A 12325-nucleotide genomic window follows, 5' to 3' on the forward strand; every position below is an offset into this window, starting at 1 on the left:
ATAGCAGTCAACAGTGACGCTAGGAACCGCTAGGCTTGCTGTTGACGGGTATCGCTAGGGAATTACCCTATCGGTGTTTGGTTAGGGGGAGATAGTAGGCATTTGACAGATTGATTAAGTTGTGCTTGTTGACTGAGTAATCAACCTGTTGACAGAATTATTTTCCTGTGCTAGGACTAGATTGTGAGTAATATCTGAGTAATTCAATAGGATATAGGGGTTGAGTAATAACCCGCTATCGCTGTCAGGATAAGGGTTTATAGTTAACACATTCTGTAGCTTTAACAGCTACCGAAAATATTGCAGGAATTGGCAACAGCAACAACAATAGAATTATGGCAACAGTTTACGTTAATCCATCTACTGGCAACGATCAGGGCGACGGGACCCAATCATCTCCCTACAAAACTCTGACGGCAGCCTGCGCTAAAGTTGAATCAGGAACTTTCATTCAATTAGAAACTGGAACCTATAATAGCGCTACTGGGGAACAGTTCCCAATTATGATTCCTAGCGGGGTCACTGTGGTGGGAAATGAATCAGGAACCGGAAGCGGCATTTTGATTGAAGGTAGTGGTCGCCATAGTAGCCCTAGTACAGGCGGCCAAGAAGTTACTATCGTGATGGCTACCAACGCTGAACTGCGGGGGGTGACAGTAACTAATAACCAAGTGAGGGGTACGGGAGTTTGGGTCGAGTCTACCTCGCCTAATATTGTACACTGCACATTTACCCGCTGTCGCCGCGAGGGAATTTACGCTACAGGCTCAGGGGCTCCTAATATCCTCAGTAATGCCTTTGTGGAAAATGAAGGCTATGGCCTCTCGCTGGAGGGTAATGTTAAGGGGGAAGTACGCAACAGTTCCTTCCAAAATACGGGCTATGGTATCTCGGTTAAGGGTGAAGTTCAGACGCGCATTAGTGATAACACGCTTTTTGAAAATCGCTCTGGTCTCCTAATTGCTGGCAACTCTCGCCCTATTTTGCGACGTAATTTGATTGAGCGCAACACTGGCGATGGTATTGTAATTACTAATGATGCGGCTCCAGATTTGGGTAGCGCCAGCGAATCGGGTGGTAATATGATTCGCAATAATGGCGGGTTTGATATTAATCATGCTGGCTCTGTGGCGATCGCCTCTTTTGGTAATTTGCTCAATGCTGGCAGAGTTCAGGGTAATATCAATGTGGTAGCGACTAGCGCTCCGACTTCCTCACCCACTACTATCCATGTTAATGGCTCGACAGGTAATGATTCGGCGGCGGGTACGGCTTCTGCTCCGTTCAAAACTATCACCCGTGGCTTACAACAGGCGACGGCGGGGACTGTGGTACAAGTGGCTCCAGGAAATTATACGGCGGCTACAGGGGAAACTTTCCCGTTGTATGTGATCTCTGGTGTGACGTTGATCGGTAATGAGTCTAGCCAAGGTAATGGCACTCAAATTACTGGAAGCGGTCGATTTGCTAGTCCTAGTGCGGCGGGACAAAATGTAACTATTGTGATGGAAAATAACTCGACCCTGCGCGGTGTGAGTGTGACTAATGAGGAAATTCGCGGCACTGCTGTTTGGATTGAGTCGGTTTATTGTGTGGTGGCTAATTGCCGGTTTTTTAACTCTAAACGGGAAGGGGTTTTTGTCACGGGAACTGCTATCCCTGAGATTTTGACTAGCCACTTTGAAAAAAATGCTGGTAATGGTATCGCTTTGGCGGGGAATGCTAAGGGAGAAATTCGCGGCAACAAGCTACAAGATACTGGATTTGCGATCGCTGTTCAAGCCTCTGCGGCTCCGCTGATTAGCGACAACCATATTTCTAACAACCGCACTGGTCTTGTACTTTCGGGTAGTTCTAAGCCTGTGTTGCGGAAAAATCTGATTGAGAACAATCTTCAGGATGGTTTGACTGTCATTGCAGATGCTTTTCCAGATTTGGGTAGCCCTCAAGATGCGGGGGGTAATATTTTCCGCAATAATGGTAAGTATGATGTCCAGAATGCTGGGAAGTTTACTTTGGTGTCTGTGGGAAATCAGATTAACCCCACTAACACGAAGGGAAATATTGATTTTAGTGCTAATGTGACTCCCACGCCGACTCCCACGCCGACTCCGACTCCGACTCCGACTCCCACGCCGACTCCGACTCCGACTCCACCTCCGGGAGGCGATCGCTTTAGTGATATTACCGGACATTGGGCGCGAGAATTTATTGTGCGCTTGACTGATATGAATATTATCAGTGGCTTCCCTGATGGTACTTTCCGACCCAATGAGAATTTAACTCGCGCCCAACACGCGGCTTTGCTGGCTAAGGCGTTTAATATGGCTCCTATTCAGCAGGCGACTGCATTTAGGGATGTGGCTATTGATTTCTGGGGGAAAGTGGCTATTGAACAAGCGAACCGGGCCGGATTTTTGGCGGGTTTCCCCGATCGCACTTTCCGACCTAATGAGAATTTGAACCGGGCTCAGGCGGTGGTATCATTGATTAATGGTCTCAAGTTGACTGGTGGTAATCCTAATTCTTTGAATGGTTACACCGATCGCGCTCAGATTCCTAGTTATGCTACAGATGCGATCGCTACTGCTACAGAGCGAAGGATTATTGTCAACTATCCAACTCGGACTACCCTGGCTCCTCAGCGGGATATTACCCGTGCGGAAATTTCGGCAATTCTCTATCAAACTCTGGTAGCGACTGGGCGCGCTGAGGCGATCAACTCTCCTTACATTGTCTAGTCAAGGCTAGATTATTTGGTCCCCCGCAGTAGTCCAAACCGAATTAAACCCTGTTCATATCCTTGACTCATTAATCCTAGGGATAATGCGGCTCTGATGGTTGAAGGTCCGCTGATGAGTAAACCGAAAATGGCGGCGGGGTCAAAGGCGGAATCAATGACTATATCCCAGAAGGGGGCGACTGCTTTTGACCAGTCGGCGGTGTCAATGTTATTAAACCCTACCCGAGTGGCGATCGCTTGATATTCTGGCAATGAGATCACATAGGGTAGGGCATAAACTTGGTAAATTTGGGCGAGGTGGTGACGTTCTGCGTCTGTGAGTTGTCCTGGGTCTCCCCCTAGGGGGCGATGACACCAAGTAGCCATTAAAAAGGTGCCACCGGGTTTGAGGACTCGGTGGCATTCTTGCAAAAATTGGATTTTGTTGGGCATATGTTCGCCACTTTCCAGAGACCACACTAGGTCAAAGGATTCGTCCTCAAAGGGCATTGCTAGGGCGTTGGCAACCTGGAAATTCACATTTTGACTTAATCTAGCTTCGGCGGCGCGATCGCCTGCTCGTTGGGCTTGTACCGGGCTGAGAGTGATTCCTGTAACTCTGGCGTTAAACTTTTCGGCTAAATAAAGACTACTCCCCCCAATGCCACAACCTACGTCTAAAATCTTAGGGGTTGGGGTTGTCTGATCAAGTCCCCACTTTAGTAATTCTTCGATTAGGTCAATTTGCGCCTGTCGTCTTTCGGTTTTCAGATTCCCTTCGGGTCCATAATAGCCATGGTGCATATGTTCCCCCCAAATTTGTTCCCACAGGGCGGAGGAAGCATCATAAAACTGTTGAATCTGTTGATTGAGAGTTGATTTCATGGCTACTTTGTCTAATGGACAATCAATCATGGTAAATGGTAGGACTACGGACTTGTTATGCTATATGTCTCAGTCCCCAGTCTGGTCTGGGGGTTGCGATCGCATGATTGTAGTGCTATGATAGCGTAAATTGGAATGATACAATAAGCCATTGTTTTAGCCCAATCAAACATTAATTAAGAAGTCGCTTTTTGGTAGTTTCCTAAAATGTAAGGTTATGAGATAATAACATCAGGGCGAGAAGGGTAAAGCGACTATGACCGAGTTAATTAAAGCCATCAAAACAGGCAATCTTGAGGAATTATCAGCTTTAATAGCAGCGGAAAAAGATATCAATGCTGTGGGTGATGATGGTACAACCGCCATGGTGACAGCAGTGGGACAGGGACTAGAGGCGATCGCCCAAAACCTGATAGAGGCCGGGGCTGATGTTAACCTCGGAGATAATGATGGTTGGACTCCGCTGATGGAGGCGGCGGCACAGGGCCACTTAACTATAGCTGAAAGTTTACTACAAGCTGGGGCTGAAATTGATGCTCAGACCGATTTTGGCTTAACAGCATTGATGGCCGCCTCTGGTAGGGGTCATGTACAAATGGTTGAGATGTTACTGAATAAGGGTGCCAATTTTCGGGCTAAGGATAACAACAATTGGACGGCTTTAATTTGGGCATCTTCTGAGAATCATCCCGAAGTTGTAGCAGCAATTAAAAAATGGCGAGACGCTCATAATTAGCTGATAATTGCCTGTTGAAAAAGCCCGGATTGAATCAGGATTCATCTAATCAGAACCAGGATAAAATCCCCAATTTGACAATTGGCAAATTGGCAAGCATTTAAGACTCAGAATATCCTGGATATAACCACTTACTTTAATGGGTGAAAAGCCATGACAGAAACCTCATCAGAAAACCTCAATGATTCACAGGTGACAGGGGAAGACGATCGCACCGGATTAAGTATTGAAACCCTGCGGCGTGCCTTAGCAGATCACCTGTTTTATATCCAAGGAAAATACCCAGAAATTGCTACCTTAAATGACTTATATTTAGCCCTGGCTTATACAGTGCGCGATCGCCTTTTAACCAAATGGTTAAATACAGTTCGCACCTTCACTCAGCCATCAGATAACACCAGAGTAGTCTGTTACCTATCGGGAGAATTTCTAGTAAGTCCCCACTTAGTGAATCATCTAATTAATCTGGGAATTTATAACCAAGTGCGACAAGCCGTAGAAGAGTCAGGTTTAGACTTTTCCCAACTGGTGGCACAAGAATCAGAACCCGGACTAGGAAATGGGAGTAATGGTGGTGTTTCCGCCTGCTATATGGACTCCCTATCTACCCTGGAAATTCCAGCTATAGGTTATGGTATCCGCTATGAATTTGGGGTGTTTAAACAGGAAATACAGGATGGTTGGCAGGTAGAAATTACTGATAAATGGCTACAAAAAGGCAACCCCTGGGAAATAGTCCGCCCAGAGGCGGCAGTGGAGGTCAAATTTGGTGGCTATACGGAAGGCTACACGGACGAAGAAGGCAACTATCACGCCACTTGGGTTCCTCACCAAGTAGTTAAAGGTATCCCCTACGACACTCCTATTAGTGGCTACAAAGTCAATACTGTAAATACCTTGCGCCTGTGGAAAGCCGAAGCGCCAGAGTCTTTCAATTTCCAAGCATTTAATCTCGGAGACTATTACGGCGCAGTTGACCAAAAAGTATTATCTGAAAATATCACCAAAGTTCTCTATCCTAATGATGAACCCATACCGGGTAAACAACTGCGTTTAGAACAGCAATTTTTCTTGGTGTCCTGTGCTTTACAAGATATGATCCGCTGGCATCTAAAATCCGGTGGAAACCTGGAAAACTTCCCGGAAAAATTTGCCATTCAACTCAATGATACTTACCCGGCTATTGCTATAGTAGAATTGATGCGGTTGTTAATGGATGAACATGATATCGAGTGGCATGATGCTTGGGAAATTACTCAAAAAACTTTCTCTTACACCAACCATACTTTACTACCAGAGGCTTTAGAAAAGTGGCCGGTAAGTTGGTGGGGTCGTCTGCTTCCTCGCCACCTAGAAATTATCTATGAAATTAACCGCCGCTTTTTAGAAGAAGTCCGTAATAGTAATGGTCGTGATGGTCATAAAATTGCCAGACTTTCATTAATTGATGAAACGGGAGAACGTTATGTAAGAATGGCTAACCTGGCTTGTTTGGGGAGTCATTCGATTAATGGTGTCACCGAATTACAAACGGAATTGTTGACTAAAGATATTCTGGGAGATTTTTATGAATTGTTCCCCCACAAGTTCAGCAATAAAACTAATGGGGTAACGCCACGACGTTGGTTGGTGCAAAATAACCCGGGTCTGACTAAGTTGATTTCTGAAAAAATTGGGGAACATTGGATTACCCATTTAGATGATTTGCGCCAGTTAGAAGGCTTCGCACATGACGGGGATTTTCGCTATCGTTGGGGACAGGTTAAACTAGATCTAAAACGTTCCCTGGCTGGTCATATTCAACAGCGTTTGGGGGTGACGGTTAACCCAGAGTCTCTGTTTGATGTTCAGGTGAAACCTATTCATGAATACAAACGCCAGCATTTGAATATCCTGCACATTGTTACTCTTTATCATCGGATTAAGCAAGACCCGACTGTAAATATTGCCCCTCGCACGTTTATTTTCGCCGGGAAGGCTGCTCCGGGGTATTTTATGGCAAAATTAATGATTAAGTTGATTCACTCGGTGGCTGAGGTGATTAACCATGATCCAGATGTGGGCGATCGCCTGAAAGTTGTGTTTCTTCCAGACTATAATATTGCTAATAGCCAAATGCTCTATCCGGCGGCTGATCTGTCTGAACAGATTTCTACTGCTGGCAAGGAAGTCTCTGGTACTGGTAACATGAAGTTCTCCCTTAATGGCGCTTTGACCATAGGGACTTGGGATGGTGCTAATATTGAGATCTGCCAAGAGGTTGGTGAAGAGAATTTCTTTCGGTTTGGCTTGAGTGCTGATGAGGTTTACCAGCGCAAGGCTGAGGGTTATAATCCCTGGGATTATTACTATGATAATTCTCAACTCAAGGAGATTATCGATCTAATCGGGTCGGGTCATTTTGCTGATGAAGACAGCACCCTATTTCAGCCTCTGATTGATTCCCTGCTACACCAAGACCAGTATATGCTATTTGCTGACTACCAGTCCTATATTGACTGTCAGGATACCATTTCTCAGGCTTGGTGCGATCGCGATCGTTGGTTGAAAATGTCCATTGTCAATACGGCGCGTTGTGGTAAATTCTCTTCTGACCGCGCTATCCGAGAATACTGCGATCAGATCTGGCATTCTTCGCCAGTTTCTATTCAACTCGCTGATTATGTCCAACCACAGACGGCGTTAAGAGTTGACAGTTGAGGGTTAATCATGATACAATGGGGGTGGGTTGGAAGGGAAGTTTTGATTAACCTTCCGCTCTCCTGATTGCTTCGATATGTAGGCGGTTTTTGGCGGGTAGACTTAACTTCCCTTTTGGGACTTGGTTTAATCGACCCGCCGCCCCTGTTAGGACTTCGCAGGTAAAGGGGGAGTTGGGGAAACTTCCCTGGCTGGGAGAATATGGCTAGTAGCCTGTCGGACAAAACTCTGTAATGTTGACAACTGCTGGTTATTTTGGAATACGGACTTGAGGGTATTTGAGAAGGACTCGATATTTAAGGAAAAGTTGTTTCCGGTTTCGCAGGTTTGGAAATACTCAATTAAACTCAAGCCAGCAATGCGAGTTAGATAAGCCGCCGTGACACCTTGAATAACTCCCCCAGCCACATAGGTGACGGTGTTAGTTTTGAGGAGGGTTGTTAAGGTTTTGGTGGATAACTCGACCAAGCCTAATTTTACCATTTGGGAACCGAGAGTTTTAGCGAGTTGCTGTGCTTGTTCGAGGGAAAATTGGCAATCATAGACTTTCCCTAAGTCTAGCACTAACTGAGAGGTAATGGCAGCGGTGGCGAGAAGGTCTAAGGCGGGGACTGGGTTAGCAAAAGCGGCAGCCGCAGCGATCCACTGATATTGTTCTATGGTGGGGAGGGCTTGCTGGCGGCGAATTGTGTTTAAATGGGTTTTGACGGTTTGCTGAAGTGCGATCGCTTGTCGGTAAGTGGTGGCGAAAACCAAAGCCTCGCCTTGATGGGTAAAAAGGCGATCGAGATTTTCGGTAAGTATTTCGATTTGGGGTAATGGTGTTTCCATCCTTTCTTGGACGGAATTTTCATCCTGATATTGGCGGACTTTAATGGCACTAGGAGAAGCGGAAATACCAATGACATCACTCGCCGCCAATTGATTAGCCATAGTTTGGCGCAGTTTTTCTAAAACGACTACCTGATGCTCTAAAGGACATTGATCTTGTTTATTCCAGACCAAGAGGGTGGGTTGGCGATCGCACAAATCACTAAGGGTTTTATATTCAGGTTCAGTCAAATCACCATCTACTAAAAACATGACTAAATCAGAAGTTCCCAAATTGTCTGAGGAGTCGGGGTCAACTTCGGTAATAGTTAACTGTTTCTGAGTCCAGGTAGTAGTTTCTAAAACGGTTTTTAAGGAAGTTTTCCCAACCTGTGGTTTTCCGGTAATAGCCAGGTATAAATCTTGTCTATCAATAGCTGTGTGTAAGTCAGCAACCTGCGATCGCCAATCAGCGATAGTCGGTGAGAGGTCATTTCCCGAAAGGATAGTTTCCGCCTTGGTAGCTAAGTTATCAATTAAGGTTTCGGTTTCCTGAATAGCAGCTTCGGTAATTTCCCGATTAATAGGGGGGGAATTTTTGCTGCTCTGGTCAGACTGAGGAAATTTTCGCTGTAGCCACCAGAGACCACCGCCTAAAGCGATCGCCCCAAAAACTGCTGTTTCTCCGAATTCCACTGCCGAGTCGCCGACTGTATCCCACAGCCAGAGAACTACAGATAACCCAATGCCACCAACTAAGATGGGCCGACGCAAGTTTACAACCATATCCGTTCATTTGCCATAACCCTGCTTCTAGTTTAGATCAAAACTGAGAGATCTGCATGATAGAGTATTAGATTATGGTTCTAAACTTTCGATTTGCGATCGCCAGCGACTTACATATTGCCCTTCCTGAGACGATTTGGGATCATCCGAAACGCTTTCATTTAGTGGAAGTTAGCATTGCAGCCCTAGAACAGGTCTTTGAACATCTCGAAAGGCTGGATATAGACTTTCTGCTGCTACCGGGAGATCTCACCCAACACGGGGAACGGGATAATCACGCTTGGTTAAGCGATCGCCTAAAAAACCTACCCTATCCAGCTTATGTAGTTCCTGGAAACCATGATGTACCTTTAGCGGTAGGGGAAGGGTCCCTAATTGGTTTATCGGAGTTTCCCAAATACTATCCCCACTGCGGTTATCAAAACAGGAGTTGTCTGTACTACACCTGCGAATTAAGGTCGGGTGTGCGGTTAATTGGTCTCAATTCCAATGGGTTTGATGAACAGGGAAATCAAATCGGATATGTGGATGAAAAGCAGCTAGACTGGCTGAGAGATGTTTTGGCTACATCCACCGATGAATTGGTGTTAGTGATGATTCACCACAATATCATTGAACACCTACCCGGACAGTCTACTAATCCCCTAGGTCGGCGTTATATGTTGTCGAATGCTCCCCAATTGTTAGAGGTGCTGGAGAGGGGGGGAGTTCAGTTAGTTTTTACAGGTCATCTCCATGTACAGGATATCGCTAAATGGCGGGGAGTTTATGATATCACTACGGGTTCTTTGGTTAGTTATCCTCACCCCTACCGTATCCTGAATTTTTCTAGGGATGATCAGGGTCAACAGAGGCTAGAAATTGAGTCGCACCGCATTGTCTCCGTGCCGGGTTTTCCTGACTTACCAAGTATTTCTAGGGAATGGATGGGCGATCGCTCCTTTCCGTTTATGATGCGGTTATTAATGGGACCTCCCCTAGGTCTTTCCCAATTAGAAGCTGAGGAGTTAGCCCCCAGTCTGCGCTATTTTTGGGCGGATATCGCTGGGGGTGATGCGAGGTTTGATTTTCCTGAGTTTCCCCCCCTAGTCCGACAGTATTTTGAGGGGTTCGGTGGCAGTGAGGCGATAGATAATCGGACAATTTTGCGGTTATCGCAAATGTAATCAGAATATGGGGATGTGGGTATTCTATACTCACCGACTACAAGGGAGTCTCAATCTATAGCAATGGGCGATCGTGTATTCATGACAAAATGAGGAAGAGGTTATAGGTGAGAAGGTAGCGGGTAGCAGGAAAGGGGATAGATTTCATGAACAATTGTCAATTATGGATTTTCCTGCCTACCTTTACCAGTGGCTGGTTACGACACCAACTTCGGCGCGCTATAGATTTACGCTTGATTGTTAAATAAATTGGAATTTGAGTTGCTGTTGACTGGCCGGCATGGGTCAGTAGATGGTGAGATACCCTACTCAAATATGATGGCTTGTTTGTATAAAAGAAGAATAGATTTGGGAATAAGCCTAAAGACTTACTGCTTACTGTGTTGATGATTAACTCGAAGGCCCTCGACTATGACCACCAAAGCTCATACACATCACTTACCAGTATCTTCTGGGTTGGCTTGCGGAAAGCACCCTGACTTCAAATTGTCCGGCTATATACGCGAGGACAGACTGCACAGGTTGTCTCAAAAAGGGATTATAATTACTCCCTCAGAACTTGATGAGTTTGATGCTTACACCCAGAAAATTCGTCGTCAGTTATTGATATTAAAAGCTACATCGGTATCTTCTATGGATTGAAAAACTGTCCGGTTTAATTGCGATCGCCTCTCAAAGGATAGCATTTGACTTGATGCTATCGTGATCGGAAAATGGCGGCTTTGACCATAAGCTACCCCAAGGGGGTTTTATATAAGTATTAGTTATTATTAGCGATATGTTTGATACAAATAAAAAAACAGTCAAAAAATTTTGGGTGAAAATGATTATCATTTTCGCACAAAAAAACCACGAAAATACGCCACTTGACAGCCCTCAAAAAGGATGATAGAATAGAGTCTATAGGTTATAGTTAATCTTCGTGTGGGTATAAGCAGTTATTGGGTATCTGTGGCTACCGAGAAATAACCTCAAACAGCTATATTGCCGTATTGAATAGGGGGAAGTAGAGGGCGATCGCCTGAGTGAAATTTGCTGGCGATCCACGAATATTTTTTTGAACTCTAGGGGGGGGGAGTTGACAAAACAGCCAAAATGTGCATAGTGTCAGGATGCAAGTTTGATAGGTAAGGGATAATTGTTCAAGAACTCCCACCTGCTAATGCGAGGTGGGAGAGTGGGGAACGGGCCCTGCTGAAACCTTGAATAGCCCATTGAGCCGAATCATGCCACGCACTTCCGGTTGTTTCTCTAGATCGGATTATCTGCAAGCCTCCTGGTTAGGGGCGTTGGGAAAGCCAAGCCATGTTTGATTCGGTGGGCGAAGAGACTCAAACTCGCAAGAGGTTTATCACCATGCTACGAGTTCCGGTTTTATCCCCCAGTGGGAAACCATTAATGCCAACCAAGCCCAGTCGAGCAAGGCGCTGGATTCGAGATGGGGTGGCCTTGGGGAAATGGTCAGACCTGGGCGTGTTCTACGTTCAACTAACTCAGCAACCGTCTGGGGAAGAGACTCAAACGATTGCGGTTGGAGTTGACCCGGGGAAACTGTATAGCGGCGTTGGGGTACAATCACCCAAGGCAACCCTATTTCTGGCTCACTTGGTTCTCCCATTCCCAGCCGTCAAAGACCGGATGAAACAACGTCGCATGATGCGGCGTGGAAGGCGTGGGAGACGGATTAACCGCAATTGGGCCTATTCCCAGCGTGCCCATCGGCAGAAGCGCTTTAACAACCGCAGACAAAACAAATTACCTCCCAGTATTCGAGCCAACCGACAACTTGAATTGAGGGTAGTGACTGAACTATGCCGCCTATTCCCCGTCAGTAATATCGTCTATGAGTATGTAAAGGCAAAAGGGTCCAAATCCTTCTCGCCTGTAATGGTGGGGCAAAAAGTGATGCTGGGCTGGTTATCAAAACTAGCCCAGGTTAAGACTCAATTTGGGTATGAAACGGCTAATCTCAGGACTGAGTTAAGGTTAGTCAAGTCAAAAGACAAGTCGGCTCAAACTCCTGAAACTCATGCCGTGGATGGACTGACTCTGGCCTGTTCTGAGTTTGTCAAATATGAACCGTTCCACACTGCCAACACTCACGGTCATACCTGGAAGGGTTTGGTTCAGTTAACACCATCCATCTTTAACGTGATTCGCAGACCTCCCATTTCTCGTAGACAACTGCACTTGATGGTTCCGGCTAAAGGCGGGGTGCGTCGTAAATCTGGCGGTACCACCACACGGCATGGGGTCAGGAAGGGTGACATTGTGCGTGCTGAAATGGCAGGTCGGGTTGTCGTCGGCTGGGTGAGTGGTGACACTCACAGACAGGTTTCTGTCAGCGATATCAACTGGAAGCGGTTGGGTCAATTCACCGCTTCTAAGGTCTCTTTGATTGCGCGTAGTACAAACTTGGTGGTTTCGGGGGCATTGAACCCCACTCAACCACCGCTCCTATCCCTCCCCCACCTGCTACGCGAGGATGGGGGTTTCTCGGAGAATTTTTGATGAAACATA

The 12325-nt window shown here is 46.1% G+C and carries 9 protein-coding genes; 7 read left to right on the forward strand and 2 right to left on the reverse strand.

Annotated features, from left to right (window positions below):
* Positions 1-335 precede the first annotated feature (335 nt).
* A complete protein-coding gene (locus tag B9T16_RS19760; protein ID WP_410245567.1) occupies positions 336-2741 on the forward strand; it encodes a DUF1565 domain-containing protein in 2406 nt (801 codons plus the stop codon).
* A gap of 11 nt (positions 2742-2752) precedes the next feature.
* Here B9T16_RS19760 and B9T16_RS19765 read toward each other — a convergent pair whose 3' ends face one another.
* The gene (locus B9T16_RS19765; protein ID WP_006619910.1) at positions 2753-3607 is read right to left on the reverse strand and encodes a methyltransferase domain-containing protein; all 855 of its coding nucleotides are present in this window, start codon (positions 3605-3607) and stop codon (positions 2753-2755) included.
* Between B9T16_RS19765 and B9T16_RS19770 the strand changes: the two genes are divergently transcribed.
* The 3 genes from B9T16_RS19770 to B9T16_RS19780 all read left to right on the forward strand — a co-directional run bounded on the left by B9T16_RS19770 (position 3606) and on the right by B9T16_RS19780 (position 7043).
* Positions 3606-3728 carry a hypothetical protein gene (locus B9T16_RS19770; protein WP_410245568.1) on the forward strand — a complete coding sequence of 41 codons (123 nt, stop codon included), beginning with the start codon at positions 3606-3608 and terminating at the stop codon, positions 3726-3728. The genes B9T16_RS19765 and B9T16_RS19770 overlap by 2 nt on opposite strands.
* Positions 3729-3863: 135 nt before the next feature.
* Positions 3864-4343, forward strand: a complete 480-nt coding sequence (locus tag B9T16_RS19775; protein ID WP_006619911.1) for an ankyrin repeat domain-containing protein — start codon at positions 3864-3866, stop codon at positions 4341-4343.
* 153 nt (positions 4344-4496) lie between these two features.
* Positions 4497-7043, forward strand: a complete 2547-nt coding sequence (locus tag B9T16_RS19780; RefSeq protein ID WP_410245569.1) for a glycogen/starch/alpha-glucan phosphorylase — start codon at positions 4497-4499, stop codon at positions 7041-7043.
* Between the two features lie 147 nt (positions 7044-7190).
* Here B9T16_RS19780 and B9T16_RS19785 read toward each other — a convergent pair whose 3' ends face one another.
* Entirely contained in the window at positions 7191-8639 is a 1449-nt protein-coding gene (locus B9T16_RS19785; protein ID WP_410245570.1) for a DUF697 domain-containing protein, read from the reverse strand.
* Between the two features lie 74 nt (positions 8640-8713).
* On the opposite strand from B9T16_RS19785, the gene B9T16_RS19790 reads away from it, so the two are divergent.
* The 3 genes from B9T16_RS19790 to B9T16_RS19800 all read left to right on the forward strand — a co-directional run bounded on the left by B9T16_RS19790 (position 8714) and on the right by B9T16_RS19800 (position 12316).
* Complete coding sequence (locus B9T16_RS19790) at positions 8714-9805, forward strand: metallophosphoesterase family protein (protein WP_410245571.1); 1092 nt, start codon at positions 8714-8716, stop codon at positions 9803-9805.
* Positions 9806-10216: 411 nt separating this feature from the next.
* The gene (locus B9T16_RS19795; RefSeq protein WP_410245572.1) at positions 10217-10447 is read left to right on the forward strand and encodes a hypothetical protein; all 231 of its coding nucleotides are present in this window, start codon (positions 10217-10219) and stop codon (positions 10445-10447) included.
* Positions 10448-11110: 663 nt separating this feature from the next.
* Positions 11111-12316, forward strand: coding sequence for an RRXRR domain-containing protein (locus B9T16_RS19800; protein WP_410245573.1), 1206 nt, complete (start codon positions 11111-11113; stop codon positions 12314-12316).
* Positions 12317-12325: the final 9 nt, after the last annotated feature.

The sequence above is a fragment of the Arthrospira sp. PCC 8006 genome, assembly GCF_046480465.1.
GTDB lineage: Bacteria > Cyanobacteriota > Cyanobacteriia > Cyanobacteriales > Microcoleaceae > Limnospira > Limnospira platensis.